The organism is Sphingopyxis sp., from assembly GCF_019459305.1.
Classification (GTDB): domain Bacteria; phylum Pseudomonadota; class Alphaproteobacteria; order Sphingomonadales; family Sphingomonadaceae; genus Sphingopyxis.
The window spans coordinates 44,139-68,323 of record NZ_JAIBES010000137.1; the positions used below are offsets into that span (position 1 = coordinate 44,139).

General features: G+C 63.3%; 19 protein-coding genes. 9 read left to right on the forward strand and 10 right to left on the reverse strand.

The annotated features are described in order from the left end of the window. Positions 1-137: 137 nt before the first annotated feature. The 7 genes from K0M74_RS16500 to K0M74_RS16530 form a co-directional block, all read right to left on the reverse strand. Complete coding sequence (locus K0M74_RS16500; protein ID WP_293974913.1) at positions 138-1,808, reverse strand: NAD(P)/FAD-dependent oxidoreductase; 1,671 nt, start codon at positions 1,806-1,808, stop codon at positions 138-140. Between the two features lie 51 nt (positions 1,809-1,859). Continuing rightward, positions 1,860-3,026, reverse strand: a complete 1,167-nt coding sequence (locus tag K0M74_RS16505) for a CaiB/BaiF CoA-transferase family protein (RefSeq protein ID WP_366932688.1) — start codon at positions 3,024-3,026, stop codon at positions 1,860-1,862. A gap of 263 nt (positions 3,027-3,289) precedes the next feature. Beyond that, the gene (locus K0M74_RS16510) at positions 3,290-3,985 is read right to left on the reverse strand and encodes a TetR/AcrR family transcriptional regulator (protein ID WP_293974915.1); all 696 of its coding nucleotides are present in this window, start codon (positions 3,983-3,985) and stop codon (positions 3,290-3,292) included. After that, entirely contained in the window at positions 3,982-5,601 is a 1,620-nt protein-coding gene (locus tag K0M74_RS16515) for a long-chain-fatty-acid--CoA ligase (protein ID WP_293974917.1), read from the reverse strand. Before K0M74_RS16515 ends, K0M74_RS16510 begins: the two co-directional genes overlap by 4 nt. 11 nt (positions 5,602-5,612) lie before the next feature. Continuing rightward, the gene (locus K0M74_RS16520; RefSeq protein WP_293974919.1) at positions 5,613-6,635 is read right to left on the reverse strand and encodes a phosphotransferase family protein; all 1,023 of its coding nucleotides are present in this window, start codon (positions 6,633-6,635) and stop codon (positions 5,613-5,615) included. Further along, positions 6,632-7,366, reverse strand: coding sequence for an SDR family NAD(P)-dependent oxidoreductase (locus K0M74_RS16525; protein ID WP_293974921.1), 735 nt, complete (start codon positions 7,364-7,366; stop codon positions 6,632-6,634). The genes K0M74_RS16520 and K0M74_RS16525 overlap by 4 nt, the downstream gene beginning before the upstream one ends. A 12-nt stretch (positions 7,367-7,378) precedes the next feature. Further along, positions 7,379-9,646 carry a TonB-dependent receptor gene (locus K0M74_RS16530; RefSeq protein WP_293974923.1) on the reverse strand — a complete coding sequence of 756 codons (2,268 nt, stop codon included), beginning with the start codon at positions 9,644-9,646 and terminating at the stop codon, positions 7,379-7,381. A gap of 270 nt (positions 9,647-9,916) precedes the next feature. Here K0M74_RS16530 and K0M74_RS16535 point away from each other — a divergent pair, with 270 nt between their 5' ends. Genes K0M74_RS16535 through K0M74_RS16555 form a run of 5 tightly spaced genes read left to right on the forward strand, consistent with a single transcriptional unit; the run spans position 9,917 to position 14,452 of the window. Further along, positions 9,917-10,669, forward strand: coding sequence for a glucose 1-dehydrogenase (locus K0M74_RS16535; RefSeq protein ID WP_293974925.1), 753 nt, complete (start codon positions 9,917-9,919; stop codon positions 10,667-10,669). A gap of 40 nt (positions 10,670-10,709) precedes the next feature. After that, positions 10,710-12,002, forward strand: a complete 1,293-nt coding sequence (locus K0M74_RS16540; RefSeq protein ID WP_293974927.1) for an acyl-CoA dehydrogenase family protein — start codon at positions 10,710-10,712, stop codon at positions 12,000-12,002. A gap of 25 nt (positions 12,003-12,027) precedes the next feature. Continuing rightward, positions 12,028-12,495: a nuclear transport factor 2 family protein gene (locus tag K0M74_RS16545; protein WP_293974928.1), complete on the forward strand. Its 468-nt coding sequence runs from the start codon at positions 12,028-12,030 to the stop codon at positions 12,493-12,495. Positions 12,496-12,503: 8 nt separating this feature from the next. Beyond that, positions 12,504-13,307, forward strand: coding sequence for an alpha/beta hydrolase (locus K0M74_RS16550; protein ID WP_293974930.1), 804 nt, complete (start codon positions 12,504-12,506; stop codon positions 13,305-13,307). Continuing rightward, complete coding sequence (locus tag K0M74_RS16555; RefSeq protein WP_293974932.1) at positions 13,307-14,452, forward strand: 12-oxophytodienoate reductase; 1,146 nt, start codon at positions 13,307-13,309, stop codon at positions 14,450-14,452. Before K0M74_RS16550 ends, K0M74_RS16555 begins: the two co-directional genes overlap by 1 nt. A 281-nt stretch (positions 14,453-14,733) precedes the next feature. On the opposite strand, the gene K0M74_RS16560 is transcribed toward K0M74_RS16555, so the two are convergent. The 3 genes from K0M74_RS16560 to K0M74_RS16570 form a co-directional block, all read right to left on the reverse strand. After that, on the reverse strand, positions 14,734-16,074 hold the full coding sequence (locus tag K0M74_RS16560) for a tetratricopeptide repeat protein (RefSeq protein ID WP_293974933.1): 1,341 nt from the start codon (positions 16,072-16,074) through the stop codon (positions 14,734-14,736). A gap of 64 nt (positions 16,075-16,138) precedes the next feature. Next, positions 16,139-16,702, reverse strand: a complete 564-nt coding sequence (locus K0M74_RS16565) for an OsmC family protein (RefSeq protein ID WP_293974935.1) — start codon at positions 16,700-16,702, stop codon at positions 16,139-16,141. Positions 16,703-16,743: 41 nt separating this feature from the next. Continuing rightward, positions 16,744-17,655, reverse strand: coding sequence for a hypothetical protein (locus K0M74_RS16570; RefSeq protein WP_293974937.1), 912 nt, complete (start codon positions 17,653-17,655; stop codon positions 16,744-16,746). A gap of 269 nt (positions 17,656-17,924) precedes the next feature. Between K0M74_RS16570 and K0M74_RS16575 the strand changes: the two genes are divergently transcribed. The 4 genes from K0M74_RS16575 to K0M74_RS16590 all read left to right on the forward strand — a co-directional run bounded on the left by K0M74_RS16575 (position 17,925) and on the right by K0M74_RS16590 (position 23,751). Further along, on the forward strand, positions 17,925-19,508 hold the full coding sequence (locus tag K0M74_RS16575; RefSeq protein ID WP_293974939.1) for an alpha/beta fold hydrolase: 1,584 nt from the start codon (positions 17,925-17,927) through the stop codon (positions 19,506-19,508). Between the two features lie 300 nt (positions 19,509-19,808). Beyond that, positions 19,809-21,833 carry a TonB-dependent siderophore receptor gene (locus K0M74_RS16580; protein WP_293974985.1) on the forward strand — a complete coding sequence of 675 codons (2,025 nt, stop codon included), beginning with the start codon at positions 19,809-19,811 and terminating at the stop codon, positions 21,831-21,833. Next, the gene (locus K0M74_RS16585) at positions 21,830-22,411 is read left to right on the forward strand and encodes a hypothetical protein (RefSeq protein ID WP_293974942.1); all 582 of its coding nucleotides are present in this window, start codon (positions 21,830-21,832) and stop codon (positions 22,409-22,411) included. The genes K0M74_RS16580 and K0M74_RS16585 overlap by 4 nt, the downstream gene beginning before the upstream one ends. Next, positions 22,408-23,751 (forward strand): PepSY domain-containing protein, encoded by a 1,344-nt coding sequence (locus K0M74_RS16590; RefSeq protein ID WP_293974945.1) that lies wholly within the window; start codon positions 22,408-22,410, stop codon positions 23,749-23,751. The genes K0M74_RS16585 and K0M74_RS16590 overlap by 4 nt, the downstream gene beginning before the upstream one ends. The last annotated feature ends 434 nt before the right edge of the window (positions 23,752-24,185 follow it).

Genomic DNA, 24,185 nt, shown 5'->3' on the forward strand with positions numbered 1-24,185 from the left:
TATCGATCAGCCGAGGAGGCACTCGTCGTGGCGTGCGAGCTGAATTACTGCGTCGTTCCTATCGCTGCGACCGCTGTCGGCAGGTCCATTTGACGAGCCGCACAAGGGCACGCCGGTACTGCAGCCCGGCGAAATCCTTACGGGAGTTTCTTGAACTCCAGTTCGGGGAATCCTTCCGCGGCCGACTGGTCCAGCGCGTCATAATAGACATTGGCGCCGCCGAAATAGATCAGCACGCGCGCTCCCTTATCGTCGCGATTGGCGCCCATCATCCACGAATTGACCTTGTCGCCTTCGGCCATCAGCGTCTGGCCGTGAATGTTGGCGGTCGCCGCCGTCCATTCGCGCTCCGCCTCCTCGCGCGGTTCAAAGATGTCGAACCCCTCGCGTTCCATCTTGGTGACACAACGCGAGATCCAGATCGCATTCTGCTCGATCGACGTCGGCAGGTTGGCAAAGGGCGCCTGCGGCCCGGTGACGACAAACATGTTGGGGAAGCCGGCGACGCATACCCCCATGATCGACGAGGATTGGGCCTGCCACTTTTCGCGCAGCGTCTGGCCGCCCTCGCCGCGGATCGGAAAGGCTTCGAGCGCGCCGGTATAGGCCTTGAAGCCCGTCGCCAGGACGATGATATCGAATTCATAGTCGTTGCGCGTGGTGCGCACCCCCGTCTCGGTGATCTCGACCAGCGGCTCGTGCTTCTTGATATCGACGAGATGTACATTGTCGCGGTTGAATGCTTCGAAATAGCCGTGGTCGAGCGGCGGACGCTTGGCGAACAGCGGATAATCGTCAAAGCTTGGAGTGAGCAGGTCGGCGAGCGCAGGATCGTTGATCCGCTCGCGCATCTTGGCGGCGATGAAGTCACCAGCCATCCGGTTGGCTTCAGGACTGGCGAGGAGGTCGTCGAAGGTTTCGAACACCCAGCGGAAACTGCCGGTCCAGTTTTCCTCGAAGATGCGCTGCCGTTCCTCGGGCGGCGTATCCATCACATTGCGGCCGACTGGGCTGTCGAACGCCATGCCAAAGACATGGTTGCGGCATTTGGCCACGATCGCCGGATAATTGTCCTTGATCTCCTTTTCCCACTCAGGGGTCATGTCTTTCTGCATGGCGGGCAGGACATAGTTGGGGGTGCGCTGAAACACCGTCACGCTGCCCGCCGTTTCAGCGACAACCGGAAGCATCTGCACCGTGGTCGCCCCTGCGCCGATGATGCCGACTTTCTTGCCGGCATAATCCAGCCCTTCGTGCGGCCAGCGTAAGGAATGAAAAATCGGCCCCTGGAAGCGATCCATGCCGGGGATGTTCGGTATCATCGGTTCCGAAATCATCCCCATGCCGCTGATGAAATATTTGCAGGTATAGACGTCGCCTTCGCCGGTCGTGACCTGCCAGCAGCCGCGCGATTCCAGATACTCCGCTGCGACGATTTCGGTATTGAATTGAATATGCGGCCACATGTCGCATTTGTCGGCGACAAACCGCATGTAGGCTTGTGTTTCCTCGCGGCCGGGATAGCGCTTCGACCACGACCATTCCTGCAACAATTCGGGCGAGAAGGTCAGGCAGTAATAATAGCTTTCGCTGTCCGTCGCTGCGCCCGGATAACGGTTCCACGTCCAGGTGCCGCCGATGTCCGATGCGCGGTCGAACACGCGGACGCTGATACCGGCCTCGCGCAAGTAATGGATCAGCGCCAGCCCGGCAAAACCGGCACCGATGACGATCGCGTCATAGTCCAGGGCGGGTTGACCTTCGCGATTTTCGGTAGCCAAGCTGGTAGCCGCGTTTGTCGTCGTCATTACACTCTCCAATCATCTGACGGCGCCTTGGCTGGCGCCCGCCATTTTTCCTCAAAGTCTCTGTTCAGCCGCCACGCGATCGGGATCGGCGATCCCGATCTCGGCGAGAATTTCCAGGCGGTCGGAATCGCGCTGCCACATCCGGGGCGCAACAACCTGGGTGTTCGCAAAGCGCGGCGCCGGATGCGGCTGCAGCCAGCCATCGACTTCCAGATAGCTGCCCCTTGCGCGGTTATGACCGTGCGTCGGCGCCTCGGCCATCGTCAGCACTTCGGTGTAGCAACAGTCGCGATGGAGCAATTGTTCGGTCCACACTGCGCGCGGGGCCGTCGCGAAAATATCGGTCAGACGCGCCTTCATTGCGGGCCATTTGGACTGGTCATGTTGCGCGGCGAACAGCGGGTCGCCGTCAAGGCCCAGCGCATCCACTAGCCGCGCATAGAATTGTGCCTCGATCGCGCCGATCGCGACAAACCGACCGTCGGCGCAAGCATAGCAGGCATAAAAGGGCGCGCCGCCGTCGAGCAAATTCTGGCCCCGCCCCTTCTCCCACATCGCATTGTGCGTCAGCGACCACATGCCCGCCATTAACGCCGCGGACCCTTCCGCCATGCTGCAATCGATCACGCGCCCCTCGCCGCCGTGCCGGGCCGCAAGCAGCGCTGCCACAAAGCCGAAAGCCAGCATCATGCCGCCGCCGCCATAATCGCCGATCAGGTTCAACGGCGGTGGGGGCGGCGCGCCCTCCGAACCCAGCGCGCCGAGGCAGCCGTTGAGCGCGATATAATTGAGGTCATGCCCCGCCTTGTCGGACAAAGGGCCATCCTGTCCCCACCCGGTCATCCGCCCATAGACGAGCGCCGGATTACGCCGCATCAAGATGTCGGGGCCAAGCCCCAGCCGCTCAGCCACCCCGGGTCTGAACCCTTCGATCAGGCCGTCCGCAGTTTCGACCAGCTTGGCAACGATCTCGACCGCTTCGGGGCGCTTGAGGTCCAGCGTGATCGACCGCCGCGAACGCAGCAGGACATCGCGCCGCTGATCCTGCGCCAGCGGATCGCTGCCGCCGGGCCGGTCGATACGGATCACCTCGGCGCCATGGTCAGCGAGCATCATGGCGCAAAAGGGCGCGGGGCCTATCCCGGCCAGTTCGATCACGCGCACGCCATTGAGCACGGGCCGCATCAAACCGCCGTCGATGCGATCCGCGCGATTCACCCGTTTGGCATTTCGGCGAAGTGCGGTTCGGGCCAGCGCGCAGAAGCGCATATCACCGCCAACATGGTAACCAAATAGCCCCACATGTTCCGCAGCCGCAGCGGATCGACAGCCTGTGCCAAGCCAAGTCTCCCACATTCCCCGGTGCCATCATCGGCATCTCATTATTTACTTGCTAGCGTCTAGCAAATGAAAAATCAAGCGCAAATGCTCTCGCGTAAGCCGTTGGTTTTATCGATTTTATTGTGATCCTGGCGAAGCGATCAGTATGAAATTCCAAAGGCTTTTGCGGTCGAGCGCCGATAGGCTTCAAATTGCTTTGGCAGGTCGACGCTGTCGGACGCGACAAGCCACTGGTAGATCGTCCCGAAGATGAAGCTGCAGAAGCCGAAAGCATAGCATTCGGCGTCTACCGCGGCGTCGATCTCGCCACTGGCAATGCCTTCCTCGACCCAATGGGCGACGTCGCGGCGATAGATTTCGTGATAGGCGGCGAGATGGTCGCGCACGTCATTGTGCGAGCTGATCGATTCAAACCAGAGGATATACATCGCCTGCATGTAACCCGAGTGGCTGGCCAGAAAGCCCTCGACCGCGCGCAAGGCAGCCAGGCACGCCTGCGCGCCGCCGCGCGTGCCGACCTTGTTTGCCAGTTCCTGCGTCCAGCTGGTGTTGAAATGCAGCACCAGCTGACCGAACAGCGCATCTTTCGAGCCGAAGCGGCTTGACGCCAGCCCGCGCGAATAGCCGGCGCGTTCGCCGACCGCTTTCAGTGTTGTATCATGTGTCCCCTGTTCGACAATCAACTGCATCGCTGCGTCGAACATCCGGGCGTCAGACAGCGCGGTGCGTTCTGCCTGCGTGCGGCGACTGGCGCGCGGTTTGGCGCGCACCTTGGCAGGAATCTCTGTCACCTCGCGCAGCGAGGCCTTGCCCTTCATCGACGACGGCGCGTTCATGAAGATTCATCAATCCTTTCAAAACTCATCCGGCCAGCCGCCACCGCGGCGCGCAGCGCCTGCTTGTCAATCTTGCCGACGCTGGTCAATGGCAGCATTTCGGCGTGCGCCCAAAATTCGGGAATCCAGAAACGCGCGATCCGGCCCTGCAACGCTGATCGCAGGCTCGCGAAATCGGGGCGCATGCCATCGAGCGTGGTGACGATCGCCAGCGGTCGTTCTTCCCAGCGCGGATCGGCAACCCCGATCACGGCGGCGAGATCGACGCCGGGCAGGCTGGCAACGTGATTCTCCAGCTCGGCCGAGGGAATCCATTCACCGCCCGATTTGATAAGGTCCTTCAGCCGGTCGGTGACCTGGACATAGCCGCGTGCGTCGATCGTCCCGGCATCGCCGGTGTCGAGCCAGCCGTCGTCGGTCAGCACATCGGCGCCCGCGCCGCGGTGATAACCGCGCGCGATCCACGCGCCGCGCAGCTGCAACCGCCCGACGCTCTTGCCGTCCTCGGCGACCGGCTTGTCCTGATCGTCAACCAGCCGCACCCGGACCCCGGCAACCGGACGTCCGCTTTTCGCACGCAAGCGGCGCGCGTCATCCGGCGCCACGTCGGCGGGGGGATGCGAGAGGACGCACAAGGGGCTGGTCTCGGTCATACCCCAGCCCTGGATCAGCGGTATGTTCCAGCGGCGCTCGACATCCGCGATCAGCCCTTGCGAAACCGCCGATCCGCCCGCCACGATGACCCGAAAGCTCGTCATGTCGACGGGATCGGTGGCATCGGCGCGCAGCAGGTCGTTGAGAATGGTCGGCACGGTCGCAGTAAAGGTCGGCGCGGTAGCGCGGATCATCCGGCGGATCGCCTCGGGCTGCAGATGCGGCCCCGGCAGGACAAAATCGGCGCCTGCGAGCCAGCCCGAATAGGGTAGCCCCCAGGCGTTGGCATGGAACATTGGCGGCAACAGCAGGATGGTATCGCGGTCGCTGAGGGCAAAGGCATTCGCGGCCATCGAGGCGAGGCTGTGCAGGAATATCGTACGGTGCGAATAGACGACACCTTTGGGATCGCCGGTCGTGCCGGACGTGTAGCAGGTCGCCGCGGCGGCGGTCTCATCAAGCTCCGGAAATTCTGCGAGGGGTGCGTGCGCGGCAATGAAAAGCTCATAGGGCTGCCAAGGCTTCTCGAGCCCGGCAAGGCCATCGGTGTCGCCGGTGACGATAACCTGCGCCAATCCTTCCAACAAATTGACCTGCGGCAACAGCGCTGCCAGCAATGCACCATCGGCAATGAGAATGCCGTCTTCGGCATCCGCCATGATGAAACGAAGCTGGTCGGGATGTAGCCGCAGGTTGAGCGTATGGAGCACTGCGCCCATCGCGGGCACCGCCAGATACGCCTCGAAATGGGCAAAATCATTCCAGCTAAGCGTCGCGACACGGGTGTTTGCCTCGACACCCGCCGCCTGCAACGCCGCGGCAAGACGGCGGGCGCGGCCGGCGGTTTCGGCATAGCTTCGCCACACCATCTCTTCGCCGTCGAACAGCCCGATGCGGCTGGTGGCGTGGATATGTTCGCCGTGGGCAAAGATCGTCCCGGTACCCAGGGGCTCGTGCATCATCGTGGCGTCCATCACACCATTCCCTCGCCTGCCGCGATCCGCCGCGCCGCGTCAAGCAAGGCCGGGACATCCTGCTCAAGCCCGCGCTCATAGGGACCATCGACCTGCCCTTCGCGAAACAGCACATAAGCACCCTCAACGATCGCTGCGAGGCGCCAGAGCGCGAAGGCCTGAAAATATCCCAGATGTTCGATCGACAGCCCGGTTGCGCGCGCCCAGCGCTGCGCGAGGTCGCGGCCCTTGACCACACCGGCGACGTTCGACACGCGCTGCACGAAGGCGAAACCGAGCGGCAGGCTTTCATCGCGGTTCCACATCGCGGTGACCAGCCCGACGTCGACCATCGGATCAGCCAGCGTCGCCATTTCCCAATCGAGGATAGCCCTGACTTGTGGCACAGCGGGGTCCATCAGCACATTGTCGAGGTGATAGTCGCAATGGACGATCCGCACCGCTTCGGGCGTCGGCGTGTTCGCCGCAAGCCACGCGCCGAGCGTTTCGATCAGCGGCAGATCGCGGACGGCGCGCGCCGACCGCACCGCGCGCCAGCGCTCGATCTGGCGCGCGACAAACGCTCGCGCCTTGTCGATGTCGCCCAATTCGGCTGGAACCGGCGCGATCGCATGGACGCTGGCGAGCGCGTCGATCAGCGCGTGGCCGACGGCATCCAGAGTCTCGATGTTGCTCGAATAGGCGGGCGGCAGCGTGTCGGTAATTGCCATCCCACGCACAAAGCGGGTCAGCGAAAACGGCGCGCCGAGCACCGCCGGATCGTCACAGAAGAGAATGGGTTCGGCGACCGGCGCCTCACCCGCGATCGCCGAGATGAAGCGAAATTCGCGCGCAATGCCGGCACCAGCAAGGTCGGACACGGTGTCGGCGGGCGGATGGCGCAATACCATGGGACCGCTCGCCGTTTCCACGAGGCTGGTGACATTGGCATTGCCACCGGTCAGCGGACGGACGATCCGCGCTTCGGCAATCCCGGCTTCACGGTCCAGCCAGCGGGCGAACCGCTCGGCCGGATCGCTCACAATCTGCACAGCAGCCCGCCGTCGTTCGAGATGATCGAGCCGGTCATATAGGGCGACCCCGCCACCCACCACACGACATCGGCCAGCTCCTCGGCGGTGCCTTCGCGGCCGAGCGGGATGCTGGCCACCAGCTTGGCCTTGGCGCGCGCCGATATGCCTGCGGTCATTTCGGTCGAGGTCAGTCCCGGAATGACATAGTTGACCCTGATTCCGCTCCGCGCGAGTTCGACCGCCAGCACTTGCGTGAGCCCGGCCAGCCCGGCCTTCGACGCGCCATAGGCGGCGTCGCCGGCAAAGCCGCGCAGGCCGACGACGGCGCCGATATTCACGATCGATCCCCCCTCGCCCATGTGCGGCAAAGCGGCGCGCACGAAGTTGAGGGGGCCGGAGAGGTTGGTATCGAGCACCGACTGCCAATCGCTTTGCGACAGCGAGGCAAGCAGCCCGCCGCGATGGAGACCGGCGTTGTTGATGAGGACATCGATGCCGCCCCACTGCCGGGCGACTTCACCGCATGCGTCGGTGACCGACGCCGGATCGGTCACGTCGGCGACCAGGCCGATGGCCTCGCCGTCGATCGCTTTTGCCTGGGCATCGATATCCGCACCGCGCGCGATAAGGGCAACCCGGTCGCCCTTGCTGGCGGCCAGCCGGGCGATCGCGAGGCCAAGGCCTCGCGACGCGCCGGTAACCACCCATCGACGTGGTTCAGTTTTCGACGATGTCGTCATCCCCGGCCCTGCTCAAAAGGCCTGCGTCACAGCGACGCCCCACGTCCGCCGCGGACGCGGCGCGGCGTAGCTCCACACCCCCTGCACATCGTAACCGATCGTCCAGCCCTTTTCATTCGCCAGATTCTTGCCGAACAAGCTGACCGTCGTCTTGTTGAACCGCGCGTTGATCGACGCATCGACCAGATATTGACCGCTGTTGCGCAGATTCGGGTTGTTGAGGAAGGTGATCTCGTGCCCGCCGATAAAATGGACGTCACCCGCGATCCATGCCGATGCATTGCTTCCGATGTCGGCCTCGTAAATGCCGCCGAGGCTCCAGGTCCATTTGGGCGCGCGGCGGATCTTCAGGAACGACGCATCGACGGGGGTGCCGGTGCTGTAGATGTCGCCGAAGAAATCCTTATATTTCGCATCGAGATAGCCCATGTTGCCGCTGAGCGTGAAGCCGTCGAAGAGGCGGGCGGTCAGGTCGAGCTCGACCCCCTTGAACTCCGCCGACGAGGCGTTGATCGTGCGGTTCTCGCGCCCGGTCGATGTGCCGGGCGCCGGAACGTCCAGATCCTGCTGCATATCCTTATATTTCATCAGGAACGCCGCGCCATTCAAGCGCACGCGCCCGCCGGCGAACTCGGTCTTGAAGCCGGCTTCATAGTTGTCGAGCGTTTCGGGATCATAAGGTATCGTCGCCGCGCCAAGGGTAGCCGGGCGTCCGTTAAACCCGCCGCCGCGATAGCCGCGCGACCACAAGGCATAGACCATTGCTTCGTCGGATAACTCGTAGCGTAGCGAAACCCGCGGCGTGAATTTCTTCCAGCTTTCCTTCACCGGAGCGGCCATCACGATCGCGCCCGGAACCGTGGCAATCGGATTCGCCTCGACCGTGGTGCCATAAATGAAGACGGGCAGGTCGTTGACGATGCTGGACTTCTTATCCTTGGTGTACCGCGCACCCAAGGTCAGCGTCAGCTTGTCGAAAATCTCATAATCCGCTTCGCCATAGATCGCCCACGACTTGTTGGTCTGCGTCACATCCTGCGCGCTGGTCAGCAGCGGCGGTCCGGCAAAGCCGATATAGTTCTTGAGATTGATCGTGTAGCGCGAGTCCCACAGATAGGCGCCGAGCACGAAGGTCAACGGCCCCGACCCGCCCTTGGTCAGCCGCAGCTCGTTGGTCGTCTGCCGCCAGCGCGCGGGCCGATCGGTGTGATACAGCGTCTGCGGTCCGGCATCGAAATCCTGATTGATCTCTTCGTCGGTTTTGAGCCAGCCAAGAATGTAATCGACCTGCATGTCGGATCCGACGTCATAGGTCGCCTTGGCAATCGCCATGTCGAGCTTGAACGTCGCATTGCGCTCCAGCCTGCCGTCCGAAACGCTGACATAACGATCGCCCGAGGTTGGCTCGCCCGGCGAGGCCGAGCATTGGGCGTAAGCGACGCAGAACAGGTCGGTCGGCCGATTGACCGCCAGCAGCTGCGGCGGATCCTGCTTGGTCTTTTGATGGTCATAGCTCAGCTGGATGTCGAGATTGTCGGTCGGCTCGAACAGCAGCGCGGCAGACAACGCGTAAAATTTGGACCGCTGGCCGGGCTGGTCCTGAAAGCTGTTATAGATGTAGCCGTCAGATTTTTCATAAGCACCGCTGACCTTCACCGCGACATTCTCGGACAATCCGGTGCTCGCAACGCCTTCAATCTTCCAGGTGTCGAACCGACCATAGGTCAGACGCGCTTTGCCGGTGAGGTCGTAGGTCGGGCGCGAGCGGGCAAGGTTGATGACCCCGCCGGTGGCATTGCGTCCGAACAGCGTGCCCTGCGGCCCGCGCAGCACTTCGACCCGGTCGATGTCGATCGCTTTCAGCAGGCTGCCTGAGCTTTGGCCGATATAGACATCATCGAACACAACGCCGACCGCGGGATCGACCGATTTCTCCACGTCCGCGACGCCGATCCCGCGGATATAAACCGCAGCAACGCCGCCTGGTCCCTGCTGGGTATCATCGATCACGATGTTGGGTGAGGAATCGGCGAAATCACGGACGTCGGAATCGAACCGTCGGTCCAGTTCGCCAGCCGAAAGCGCGCTGATCGACGCAGGCACATCCTGCATGCTTTCTTCGCGCTTGCGCGCAGTGACAACGATTTCTTCGAGTCCGCCTGACGATGCCGCCGACGTTTCGCGGCTCGCTTCCTGCGCGCTGGCGGCCGATGCCGGACAGATTATCATTGCAGCGGTGGCGAGCAGGCTCGCGGTTTTGACGCGATCGGTCATGATCATTTCTCTCCCATCGACGGGCGTATGATTTTCTCGCGAATGCTGTGTGCGGGTCTCGCGAGTCACGCTCCGAGGACAGATTGACGCACTTGCTTGCTTTCGACAAGCAAATTTTATTCGGTGCAAATGAAAGATGAGCATGAACCTTTATATCCCTATGATTTATTGCTATTTTATCTCTCACGCCGATGGCCCGGAATATTCTTGCTTGTTCTCATCTAGTAAGTGTGTAACAAGATTCGCAACGATAATGACAGACTGGGAGAGTGCAGAATGGCAGGCCGGCTGGACGGTAAGTCGGCGTTGATTTCGGGCGGCGCGAGCGGCCTGGGCGAAGCGCAAGCGATCCTTTATGCCCGAGAAGGCGCGTCGGTGCTGATCGGCGATGTGCAGGCGGAAAAGGGCCATGCCGTCGTCGCCGCGATCGCCAGCGAAGGCGGCAAGGCGGCCTTCATCCACCTCGACGTGACCGATGCCGACAATTGGGGCAAGGCCGTCGCCGACGCTGTCGCGCGGTTCGGAAAGCTGACGACGCTGGTCAACAATGCCGGCATCTTCCATCCCGGCGGGATCATCGACGAGACCCAGCAAGGCTGGGACCGCATGATCGCGATCAATCAGACCGCGGTGTTTCTGGGGATGAAGGCCGCCGCCCCTGCCCTGCTTGCCTCGGGCAATGCGGCCATCGTTAATATCAGTTCGCTCTACGGTCTCATCGGCAGCCCGAATGCCATTTCCTACCACGCCTCAAAGGCGGCGGTGCGCATCATGGGCAAGGCCGGGGCGCTCGAATTTGCCAAGCAGGGCATTCGCGTCAACACGATCTTCCCCGGCCAGATCAAGACCCCGATCCTCGGTGACATCACCCCCGAACAGGACGCCGCGATCAAGGCGTCGATCCCGATGGGCGTCGTCGGTGATCCGATGGATATTGCCTACGCCAGCCTCTACCTTGCTTCGGACGAAGCCAAATATGTGTCGGGCGCCGAACTCTGGGTCGACGGCGCGTGGTACGCGGGGCAATGATCATGGCCGCAAGCGTGCACGCCAAAGGGACCAACCGCTGATGGCCTGGGACTTTTCCACTGACCCCGATTTCGAACAGCAGCTCGAATGGATGCGCACCTTCGTTGCTGAGGAAATCGAACCCCTTGACCTCGTCTTTCGCGATCCCGCAGCGCCATTCGATCCGCGCTCGCCCGCCGCGCGCGCGATGGCGCCGCTCAAGGAGGAAGTGAAAAAGCGGGGGCTTTGGGCTTGTCACCTTGGTCCCGAGCTTGGCGGCAACGGCTTCGGCCAGCTGAAACTCGGGCTGATGAACGAGATTCTCGGCCGCAGCCGCTTTGCGCCGACGGTGTTCGGCACCCAGGCGCCCGACACCGGCAATGCCGAAATCCTCGCGCGCTTCGGCACCGACGAGCAGAAGGCGAAATATCTTCAGCCGCTGCTCGATGGCGAGATCGTGTCCTGCTATTCGATGACCGAGCCGCAGGCTGGGGCCGACCCCGCCGAATTCACCTGCCAGGCGCGCCTTGACGGCGATGAATGGGTGATCAACGGCGAAAAATGGTTCGCCAGCCACGCGTGCATCGCCGAGTTTCTGATCGTCATGGTCATCACCGATCCCGAGGTTGCGGTCCATCAGGGCTCGACGATGCTGATCGTTCCGCACGACACCCCGGGGCTGGAAATCGTCCGCAACACCGCCGTCGGTCCGAAGGACGAAATCGGCAGCGGCGTCCACGGCTATCTGCGTTTCGCCAATTGCCGCGTGCCCGAGGCGAGCCGGCTCGGCCCGGTCGGCGAAGGGTTCAAGGTGGCGCAGTCGCGCCTCGGCGGCGGCCGCATCCACCACGCGATGCGCACCGTCGGCATGCTCAACAAGGCGATGGACTATATGAAGGAGCGCGTCGTCAGCCGCACGACCAAGGGCGAACGGCTGGCCGACAAGCAGATGGTGCAGGAAAAGATTGCCGACAGTTACACGCAAATCCTGCAGTTTCGGCTGCACGTGCTTTACGCCGCCTGGCTGCTCGACCGCGACAAGAGCTACACGCGCCCGGTTCGCCGGGAAATCAGCGCGATCAAGGCGGCGATGCCCGGGGTTCTGAAAGACGTCGTCTATCGCGCGCTCCATCTCCACGGCTCGCTCGGGATGTCGAACGAAACCCCGTTGATGGATATGTGGCAATATGTTCCCGAGATGGGCATCGTCGACGGCCCGACCGAGGTCCACAAGATCGGCGTCGCCAAGGACATTTTGCGCGACGTCGCCCCGTTCGATGGCCCATTCCCCAGCTATCATGTGCCGGCGCGGCTTGCTGCTGCGCGCGAGAAATTTGCCGCCTACCTTGACTGATGCGCCGCGGCGCAAGGAGCCCGATATGACCGAAGCCACCGACCTCGCCCAGCGTCTCGACCGCGTCGAAAGCCGCTTTGCGTTGCACGACCTGGTCAGCGACTATTGCCACGGTTTTGACAAGCGCGACTGGGACCGCTTCAGCGCGATCTGGTGGCCCGACGCAGTGTGGGACATCGGCCCCCCATTTGGAAAATTTGAAGCCAGCGAGGGCATCGCGCATGTCACGAAGGATATTCTCTGGCCTGCGTGGCTTGCATCGAGCCACTTCACCACCAACCTCGTCATCACCTTTAACGGCATCGACCGGGCGACAGGCGTGTGCGACGTCGATTGCATCGGCACCACTTCCGACGGACAGGCGCAGACGGTCAGCGCGAGCTATTTTGACACATTCGAACGGCGCGACGGCGTGTGGAAGATCGTGCACCGCAAGGTGAAGATGTATCACTTCAACCCGCTGCCCGGTGTCACATTGTCCGCCCCCGCATAGGAGCTTTTATGGCCTATCTCGACACCCATGACGGCGGCCGCGTCTATTATGAGCACCACCGCGCGCCCCAATTGCCAGTCGTGCTCATCCACGGCTGGGGCATGTCGGGGGACTATTGGGCCTCGGCGGTCGAGGCGCTGTTGGCCGAAGGCCATGGCGCGATCGTGGTCGATCACCGCGGCTGCGGTCGCTCCGACCGCGATTTTGGCGACATGTCGATCGACGCAATCGCGCGCGACGTCGCCGCGATCGCCGAGCACTGCGGGGCACCTCGCGTCGCGCTAAATGGCTGGTCGCTTGGCGGTGCTGTCGCCGTCGCCGCGGCTGAATTGCTGGGCGAGCGCGTCGCGGGCCTCGTCCTGACCTGCGGCGCATCGCCCCGCTATGTCCAGGGCGAGGGCTTTCCACACGGCGGCATGCCCGAAGACGTCCTCGGCATCGGCGCGGCGATCACTGCCGACCGCCCTGGCTTTTTCCGCGCGCTTGCCGAAGGAGCATCGGGCGAGGGCGCGAGCGAGGCCATGATCGGTTGGGTCGAGCGCGGCTTCCTCGCCACCGGCCCGCGGGCAAGCGATACGCTTGCCGGCCTGGCTACACTCGACCAGCGCGACCTGCTCGCTTCCTTTGCCTTCCCCGTGCTGTCGATCGGCGGCGCCAGAGATACGATCGCTGACCCAGCCATCGCTGGCTTTGCCGCGAATTGCGCCGCGAACGGCAGGCTGCTCACGATGGACACCGGCCATTCGCCCCAACTGGAAAACCCCTCGGCCTATAACGAGGCGTTGCTTGCATTTGTGAGAAAGCTTGCCTGATGACCACCGCGCCACTCGATGATCTCGCCGCCCTGCTCGCTCCGCTGCATGCGCCCTTCACGTGCAAGTCGCTCAAGGCGCCGAACCGGTTCTGCATGGCGCCGATGTCGCGCTATTTCGCGCCCGGCGGCGTGCTGAGGAGCGAGGGTGCCGAATATTACCGCCGCCGCGCCGCCGCGGGGATCGGCACGATCATCACCGAAGGCACCGGCGTCGCTATCGATCACACCGTGTCCGCCGACACTGTGCCGATCTTCGCGGGTGCTGAGCCTCTCGCCGCCTGGAAAGACGCGGTCAATGCCGTCCATGCCGAAGGGGGCATGTTCGTTCCGCAATTGTGGCACGTCGGGGGCTGCGCCGACTTCAATTACCCGGATTCGCCGCACGCCCCGCTGGTCAGCCCGTCGGGCTTCGCCGGCCCCGACGTGCCGGGCGGCCGCGCGATGACCGATCGCGACATCGCCGATACTGCCGCCGCCTTTGCTGAATCGGCGCGCGCGGCGAAGGCGATCGGCTGCGATGCGATCGAGCTCCACGGCGCGCATGGCTATATTTTCGACCAGTTCTTCTGGGACAAGACCAACCTGCGCAGCGATCGTTACGGCGGCCCCGATATAGGCGACCGCGCCACCTTCGCCGCTGAGGTCGTCGCCGCCTGCCGCGCGGCGGTTGGCGAGGATTTCGCCATCATCTTCCGCGTCTCGCAGTGGAAAACCTATGACTATGACGTGAAACTGGCGCGCGATCCCGACGAGATGCACCGCTGGCTCGACCCGCTGGTCCGGGCGGGGGTCGACATCTTCCACGCCTCGCAGCGCCGCTTCTGGGAGCCCGAATATGCGGGCAATCCCAAAAATCTCGGCGGCTGGATCAAGGAGGTCACCGGCAAGCCGGTGATCACCGTCGGGTCGATCGGGATGGACCGCGACCTGATGCAGGATTTCGTCGAGGGCATTTCCTCGCCGATGCTGGGCCGGCTGGAGGATCTGGCCGAAATGTTCGAACGCGGCGAATTTGACCTTGTCGCGCTCGGCCGAGTCCTCCTCGCCGATCCTGAATGGTTGGAAAAGGTCGAGCAGCGCCGCATCGACGAGCTGACCCCCTATGACCGTGCAACGGCGCTCAAACAGTATGAGCATGATTGATATCGAGATTGGCCAAATGCCACCTCGTCGATGTCAACACCGAATGGTGCTGATACCATCACGGCGAATCCGTTTGGATATGGAAACCCGGATCTGAACGTTTTGCGTGCGCTGCCCCAAGGGCGCGGGTAGCTTGAACGTCAATGGATCGCTGTGAATGATGGCGGGCTAGATGTTCAACTGTCACGCCTCGGCGTCAGCCGTTGTGTGTCTCTCGAATTGCTGCCTTGGGCGCCAGCTGCTTTCCGGAAAACGAGGCCAGAAAGCAGCCGGCGGCCGACCTAGGACATCGCCAGGACCCTGCCCTCCATTTGGTGATTGGCAAGGCGTGCGACCCACGGACTTGTAGGCTTGTGAAATCGACGTTCGGCGACGAGTGCCTCGGCGGCGGACGTCATATTGCCGCGTTTTGCCGCGTGGAGCGCGGTAAGCGACAAAATGTCGCGCTGCGCATGGGATCCGCCAAAACGCGCCGCCGATCCGCGGATCGCGATCAAGGCTTCTGCAGCCTCGCCATAGCGCCCTTCCGCAAAGGCGAGCAGGGCGGCGGCCACGGGAAGACCAACCGATCGTGCGACGCGAGCATTGTCGTCGTCCTGGTCGGCGGCCCGCGTCAACGAAGCGAAGCAGATTCGAGCATCGTCAAGGCGCCCAGCGCCGATGAAGGCCATGATCGCATGGCAATCGTTGAACGCGTACCAACGGTCGTCGCTCGCGCGCTGCCAGCGATCGGCAAGCCGCCCGAACCGGTTGCCCGTATCGACATCGTCAAGATGCAGCCGCCACAGCAGGGCGGAGGCATCGATCCACTGAAGGAGCGCATCGCCATCCGGGTCGGGCCGGATATGGCTATCATAAAGCGCCAGCGCAGCGTCGTGCTCGTTGCGATCGAGATGAAGCAGCGCGAGATGCCACCAATTGTGATAGGAAAAGCCGCACTCGGCCGCCATCGCCTCGTCGTTGCCGTTGAGCCACGCCATCCCGCTTTCGGTGTCGCCGCGCATCTCGTGGACATGGGCGACAGCATGCAGCGCCCAGGCATCGCGAGGATCGATCGCGACCGCCTCGCTTCCCAGAGCTTCGGCCCGCCCATAATCACCGCATTCCTCGAGCCCGAAAGCCGCCATGCCGAGCACCGCGTGATAGCCGTCGTCGTCGCGGCAGAACGCCCGCAAGGCCTGAACCGGGCCGTCGCGCAGGTCGGATGCGCGTCCCAGAAAAAAGTGGCCCAGATGCGCGGTCTGGAGCGCCATCATGTCGCGCGGATTATCGCGCGCGATCGCCATGAAGCCGCTCACGCTGCGCTCCACCCGGCCGCACGCCCAGTCGGCGGCGGCGGCCAAATGCGCGCGCTCGTCGTCGGTGCCGCCGCTTGCGACACCCGCATCGAGCGAACGCTCGGTTTCCGCAAGATAGGCGCGGTCGCCCTGCTGGACGAGGATCTGAGCCCTCGCCGCCCAGGCCATGGTAAAGCCGGGATCCTCGGCGAGCGCTGCGTCGAGTGCGGCGATCGGATCTCCGCGGTACAGGCGATTGAGCAGCAGCGCCTCGTCATAATGTGCGAGCGCTGCCGTCGAGCTGGTGGAGACGCGGTTTCCGTAACGATCGTTCAACATTTTCATGACTTTCCTATGGATGCCGGGCTTGCAAGTTGCGCCCGGGTGACGAGCCGACCGGCGAAACCGATCAGAGAATTTCCAGCCGGCCGTTCATGCGGATCGGCTGGTTGAGGTTGAAGAAATTGGGCGACGTCTTCATCACTGCCTGGTGGATGGCGTCGAACTGCTCGGCGGTGCCCGCACCGCCGATGCGCACGGTATAATCGAGCTCGCGGTATCCGGGCGACACATTGTCGTCGAGACCGAGAAAGCCGCGAAGATCGAGCTGGCCGTGGGTTTCGATCTCGACCGCGTCGAGTTCGATGCCTTGCAGCGCGGCATTGGCGACATAGCCGACCATCATGCAGGCATTGAGCGCGGTCATCAGAAGTTCCTGCGGATTGGGCGCCGTATTCTGGCCCATGAGCTCGCTCGGCTCGTCGGCGACGATCTTGAAGCGGCGTCCGACATGTTCGCCGGCGAACTCATAGCCTTCGATCGTCGTCTCGCTGCGGGTCTGGCCGGTCCAGCGCGTCTTGACGCGGAACCGCACGATCCCCCGGGCGGTATCCTCGCGAATGCCGTCGACCATCGCGCCAAGCGCGCCCAGATCGAGCCCATTGATGTCGGTGTAGGTGATAGTGGCGACCATTTTCTTAGCTCCTTTTCGTTGCTCTTCAAAAATTCGATTGATCAGGAAAACTCTGGCGTGATGGCATCCAGCCTGGCCAATGCGGCGGGCGCGATCTGGCCGAGGGTGGTGCGGAACCGGGGGTGGGACATGCCCGAACCGAAGAAGGTCCAGCGCGCCGCCTGCCGCTGTCCGGCGAGAAATTCGGCATGGCCGGCGCTGTCGAGCGTCCTGCCCGCTGCCCGCTCGAAGATGCCAAGGTTGATTTCGGTCTGGGCGGCGAGTCCGGCGTCGAGATAGGCGACGATTTCGAGATAGCCGTCGAATGCGCACTCGATCGCGTCCGCATCACGACCCTGCGCCAGCGCCTCGACCATCAGCGTATCGAGCCGCGCGTGCATCGCCTCTTCGATCCAGTGATGGCGAAGCAGGCTCTTGAATAGGGGATCGAGATCGGGGTCGCCGCGGACGCTTTCGACATAATGGGCCTGCGTCATCCATTCGATCTGCAGCACCGTCAGCGCCACCGACAGGGGATCGTAACCCAGCACCACGCGCGCGACTTCAGCCGGCGGGCCGATCAGTGGACAAGTGTGGCCGAAACCCGCCTCGAAGGCGGTGTGAAAGCGCTTGAACAGCTGGATATGCTTGGCTTCCTCGCTCGCGAACTGAAGCAGGGCACGGGTCCGGTCATCATCGTCGCCAAGCTGCGGCCGGGCATGATCGAGGACGAACGGCAGAATGAATTCTTCCACCAGTCCGAAGATGCCGAGATATTCGTGCGCGCGGATATGATTGACCAGCAACCGCTCATCGGCATTGAGCGCCGTGAGCGACGCCGTGCGCGCCAGGGCGTCGGGGAGAAAGGGTCGCGAGAAATCGAGAACGTCATCGTCGCCGATGACGTCCTCAATTTGCCACGGCGCCCGCCGCGATGCGGTAGCGGCGCTCTTGAACGCTGTGTCGAGATACATGCTCGATCTCCTCGCGGCGTGCTCAGGCAACCGCCGTGGCGCTGCCGACGATCAGCAGGCTGCTCAGCACGGCAACCAGAAATGCCCCCAACATCGGGGCGATCGGGAAGTCGTTGCTCCTCATTTCGCTACTCCTATTTTGCAAAGGCGGTCGGTGCCGCCGATGGCTCCTTTTCAGACCCGGTCGTGGGAACTGCCGTTGTAAAAAGCGTGTGAATTGCCGTGAGCGCGCGGATTTGCTACTTTCCACGGTCACCTCGGGGGGCAAGATGACCTCGGTATCGCTCAATCTGCTGCGCGCGATGGAACTGGAGCGCGACGGCCACCCCGTGGCGCTCCCCTCCTCGCGCAAAACGCGCGCGCTGCTCGCCTATCTCGCGGTCACCGACCGCGCGGTGCGCCGCGACCATCTGTGCAGCTTGCTGTGGGATATTCCCGACGACCCGCGCGGCGCGCTGCGGTGGAGCCTGTCCAAATTGCGCGCTATCATAGACGACGAACGGACGCGGCTGGTCGCAGACCGCGATACGGTTCGGCTCGAATGCTCGGACATCGACATCGACTGGCGGAGGCTGGCCGCGGTCGGCACCGACGATATCCGCAAGATCGACACGGTCGCCCTGAACCGCGCCGCGGCGCTGCAGGGCGAGCTGCTGGCCGATCTCGAGCTGCCGCGATGCGACGGCTATCAGGCGTGGCTGGCGGCGATGCGCGAGGATGTCCGGCGCTGGCAGGCCGCGATACTGCGCGAACTGATCCGCCGTCCGATCGACCCCGAACGCGCGCTCGAAGTTGCGCGCCTCTGGGTGGAAGTCGATCCTTATGATGCCCTCGCCCGCGTCGCGCTGATAGACCTGCTCGATCGCACCGGTCGGCGTAGCGAAGCAGACACGCAGCGTGCGCTGGGTGTCCGCAAGCTCGACGAAGCCGCGATCGCCGTTCCGACCGCGATGCGCGCCCCCTCCTCTGCCGGGAGCGAGGCAATCGCCGAATCGGACGATGATTCCCACGTCCGGCTGCCACCGCACTATGTCCGCTTCTGCACTGCCTCCGACGGAACGGGACTTGCCTATTCGGTGGTCGGCCAAGGGCCTGCGCTGGTGAAAACCGCGAATTGGCTCAACCATCTCGACCATGACTGGGAGAGTCCGATGTGGCGGCACTGGCTGCGCGCCATCATTCGCGAGCGGAAACTCGTCCGTTACGACGAGCGCGCCAACGGACTCTCGGACTGGATGACCGCCGACATTTCGTTCGAAGCCTTTGTCGACGACTTGGTGAGCGTGGTCGATGCTGCGGGACTCGACCGTTTCGATCTGCTCGGGATTTCACAAGGATGCAGCGTATCCATTGCCTATGCGGTACGACATCCCGAGCGGGTTCGCAGGTTGATCCTGTTCGGCGGCTATGCGGCTGGCTGGCGCTTGCGCGGATCTCCAGAGGAAATTGCGCGGCGCGAGGCGATGCTGACCTTGACGCTGCAGGGCTGGGGGCAGGACAATCCCGCCTTCCGGCAGATGTTCACGAGCCTGTTCTTTCCCGACGCGAGCGCCGTCGATCATCAATGGTTCAACGAACTGCAGCGAATTTCCACCTCGCCCGACAATGCGGTGCGGCTGCAGGAGGCCTTTGCGCTCATCGACGTTCGCCCGCTGCTGGAGCAGATTTCAGTGCCCACTCTCGTGCTTCACGCGCGCGACGACGCCGTAATCCCTTTCGCCGCAGGGCGCGAACTCGCATCGCGCATCCCGAAGGCAGAATTTGTGGCTCTCGAAAGCCACAATCATCTTCTGCTGGAAAATGAGCCTGCGTGGGAACGCGCAATTGAGCGAATTCGACAATTTCTGGCTTAGACTGGCCGGTTGGATACCGTCTTCTTCTGGACGCCATGCGGAGCGTTCACTGTTCATTGGACGGAGGCCAGATGAAGAAATTGCCTCATCGGCATCACCGCTTTGCCGCGCCTGCTTGCTAATTCCTCGGCACCAGGCCCCTACCTCCCCACCAGCGCTGCCCCTGCCAACGCTTTGACAGAAAACTGCAATTTGTGCATTGCTAATGCGACTGACTCTCATTAGTAGGCGGTGGTCTCGTTTGCACCATCAGGGGAATATCAAGTGAAAACCGCGCGCATCGCTCTGCTTCTCGGCACCATGCTGGCCAGCAGCGGCGCCCTCGCCGCCGAATCCACCTCGGCCGATATCGAGGATCAGGACCAGATCGTCGTCACCGGCTATGCGGGGACCAAGACCGATACCGCGCTGGTCGAGCTGCCCCAGCCGGTGAAGATCATCACCGCCGACCAATATGAAGCGCAGGGTGCGATCAATATCAGCGACACGGTGAAATATGCCGCGGGGGTGCTCGCCAACCCCTATGGCCGCGACACCCGCGTCGATGGCTTCAACGTCCGCGGCATCGACGCACTGCAATTTCGCGACGGGATGCGCGACATCTTTTCCTTCTACGCCAGCATCACTTCGGACCCCTATAATTTCGATCGCGTCGAAATCGTCCGCGGCCCGGCGTCGGTGCTGTTCGGCCAGGGATCGATCGGCGGGCTTGTCAACCTGGTGTCGAAAAGCCCCGGTTTCGAAACGCTGGGCGAAGTGAGCCTCGTCTATGGCAGCTACGACCGCAAGGAAGTGCTCGCCGACGTCAATCTCGCGCTGTCCGACAGTTTCGCGATCCGCGCCGTCGGCCGCGCGCGCGATGCCGACACCTATGTCGATCATGTCCCCGACGACCGCGTGATGTTCGCCCCTTCGCTACGCTGGAAGCCCACCCCCGACACCGACGTCGTCCTCACCGGTCTCTACCAGGAGGACGACACCGGCTCGACGTCGCAGTTCCTGCCCATCATCGGCACCTTCCGCCCTAATCCCGGCGCGCCGGGACCGCTCGACCGCTACACCTTCGTCGGCAAGCCCGGCTGGGACCGCTATGCCGGCCGCTCGCTACAGGGCATGGCCAGCGTCACCCACGATTTTTCAGACGCGGTGCGGCTCAGCCTCAAGGCGCGCTACATCGACAGCGACCTTGAATATTTCACCCACTATGCCGACAGCTACAGCAACCCGACCGATCCCTTCTCGGTCTATGGCACCGACCGCCGCACCATCGGTCTTTATGCCGACGCCAGCGACGCGCGGATGAACGTCTTTTCGACCGACAATAATCTTCAGTTCAATTTCAACACCGGCGACGCGATCGAACACAAGCTGCTCGTCGGCGTCGACTACAGCAGGAACAAGGTCGGCAAGCGCGGGGTGTTCGGGTTCGAAACCATCGACCTGTACGACATCGATTACGACGCGTTGCTGACCTACGACCCGACTGGCCCCTTCAACTATGACTCGCAGAAACAGCTCGGCGTCTATGTCCAGGACCAGATCCGCTTTTTCGACCGCGTCTCGGTCGTCCTCGGCGCGCGGCGCGACCGCGTCACGTCGTCGGCAGGGAACAAGGACAATGCCACGACCTTCCGAGCCGGGGTCATCGGCGACATCGGCGCAAGCTTCTCGCCGTTCGTCAGCTATACCGAAAGCTTCCTGCCAATCGCCGGGCGCAACGAAAATCCCGACGGTAGCGTCGGCGATCCGTTCCGGCCGCAGACCGGCGAACAATGGGAAGTCGGGGTCAAGTGGAACCCGCGCCCCGGCACGCTCGTCACCGTCACGGGCTTCCGCATCAAGGAACGCAACCGCGTTCTCTACCTCGCGGGCGGCGGCACCGCCCAGTCGGGCGAGCTCACTACCAAGGGCGTCGAGTTCGAGGCGAGCCACCGCCTGCCCGGCGATTTCGACCTGCTCGTCAACTATGGCTATAACAAGCTGAAGTCGGAGGTGAACACCAACCTCGACTATCTGCCGCGCCACATCGCGTCGGCGTGGTCGACCAAGACCTTTGGATTGACGAGCGAGGCGCAGCTTCGGCTCGGCGCGGGGGTCGTCTATACCGGCAAGCGCCGCTCGACGGGCCCGGCCTGGTCGCTGGTCACCCCCAGTAATACCACGATCGATGCGCTCGCGGAGGTCAACTGGAACAACTGGCGTTTCGCGGTCAATGCGACGAACCTGCTCGATAACAAGTTCTTCGCATCGTGCCTCGCGCGCGGCGACTGTTTCGTCGGCGCGCCGCGCAATGTGATGGCCACGGTCGGCTACCGATTCCGGTGAGCGACACCGCGCCTCTCGTCTGGATCGGCGCGGCCGCGATCGTCGCCGCAGTGCTGCAACTCCGCCGCGCGTGGAGCCTGCCGCGCCGCTCGGCGGTGCAGAATGGCATAGCCTGGGCGCTGATGCTACTGGGTGCGGCGCTCGCGCTCACGGGCGATGGAGCGTGGGGGCTCGCGGTCGCGTCGCTCGCCGGCATGGCCACCGCGTCGCTGGTCCTCGCCCACGCCGGCTGGATTGCCCCCGCCAGCAAGGCACGCGCGTCGGACCGCAAGGCGCATATGCTCCCCGAAAAGGGCGAGCCGCGCCATATCGGCCGCCGCCTCCTCACCTTCGCCATGACCGTCCCGCTTGCCTTTGCCGCGTCGCTGCTCGCTGCACTCGGCGCCCGCGCGCTTGCCGGCCTCGTCGGTTGGACCGATGCCAACGGCAACGCCCTGGCGTTGTTGCTGTTGCCGCTGCTCTGGGGCATCCTCGCCTTCTGGCTGCTCATGCTGCCGCGCCGCCGTTCGCAATTGGCCTACCTCGCTGTCCCCGCCACCATCGGCCTCGGCCTGATCTTCATCGGAGGCGCCGTATGACGCTCGCCATTTCCAAGGGCGCCGTACAGCGCGCGCTATCGGGCCACGCCGCGATCGGCCTGCTCGCCTCAGCGCTGCTCTATGTCATCTGTCTCACCGGCACCGTCGTCGTTTTCTATCAGGAATGGCAGCGGATCGAACAGCCGGGCGCCCCCGAAATGGCCGCGATAGCGCCCGATGCGGTGCAGGCCGGCGTCGCCGAAGTGCTCAGGGCCGAAAAGGGCAAGCCCGCCACCACCCACCTCTATGTCCATATGCCGGTCAACGGTCTGCCGCGCACGACGATCACCACCGACCATCAGGCGTTTCACGTCGATGCCGACGGCAAGATTGCGGGGCCGGAGGAAAACGCCTGGTCCGAATTCCTGCTTGGAGCGCATTATGCGCTCAACATCCCGGGCCTCGTCGGCATGACGATCGTCGGCATCTTCGGGGTGATGATCCTCGCGCTCGCGCTGTCGGGCATCGTCGCGCATCCGCGCATCTTCCGCGACGCGTTTCGCCTCCGCGCGCGCGACAATCATGGCGTCGGCCTCGCCGACTGGCACAACCGGCTCAGCGTCTGGACCCTGCCCTTCTCGCTCGCGATCGCGCTCACCGGTGCCATGATCGGACTTGGCGTCGTCGGCACCTATGGGCTGGCCGCCGCCTTCTACAAGAATGACGTCGAGGCGGCTTACGCCCCGATCTTTGGCGAGGAGCACGGCGCCAACGCAAGTCCCGCCCCGCTCGCCAATGTCGCCGCCCCCCTTGCCTGGCTGGCGCAGAACCATCCCGACGTGCGCCCCACTTATGTCATCCTTCACGACCCCGGGACGCGCGGCCAGCATATTCAGATCGTCGCCGAACATCCCCGCCGCCTCATCTATGGCGAAACCTATGAATTCGGCGCCGACGGCACCTATCACGGCAAGGTCGGCCTGTCCGACGGACATTTGGGGCAACAGCTCGCGGCCTCGACATACAACCTCCATTTCGGCAATTATGGCGGACTGCCGGTCAAGATCATCTATTTCCTGCTTGGCCTTGCGCTCACAATCGTCGTCGCGACTGGCACTTCCATCTGGCTTGGCAAGCGCGAACGGCGCGGTGTCCATGACCAGCGGCTTCGCAGCCTTTGGGATGGGGTATTGTGGGGCGTGCCGCTCGCATTGACATTGACCTTTCTTGCGCGCCTGATCGCTGGCAATGCTGCGCCGCTTACCGCAATTTTCTGGCTCCTTTGCGCTCTGATCCTGCTCATTGCTGCGATCCGGCCCCAGCCGAGACCGAAGCGTTTGCTGCAATGGCTTTTCGGCGCAAGTCTGCTCGCCAGCCCGGTCGCCGTGCTGCTGGCATAGAGGCTTTTCCAATCGATTCCTTCCGACACGACAGGTTCGCGAACGCGCGGACCTGTGAGGTTATGGAGGACCGGAAGCTGCCAATCTGCGTTCAGTGTCAGCGGTGGCGCGCAGGAAGAGCGCCTTGCGCCGTGGTCCTGTCAGCGGCCAGGGTTCGTGTCGCCGAGCTGACTTGCGATATTGACACTGATAGGAAGGGATATTGTCCTTGCGAAAGAAGTCTGCGGTCCAGAAATGCATCATGAGCTCGGGTTTGCCGCATAGGCAGCCGACTGCGCGAATGCGCAGGTCGGGCAGGCGAACAAGCGATCCGTCTCGCAAGGCCCGGTTGACACGCCATAACGATGCGCGTCGTTCACTTCGGTACTTCGCCGAGCTGGCGATCGCTAACGACGCGGTTGGCGAACTCCTTGGCCGACAACTGTTGAGCTAAG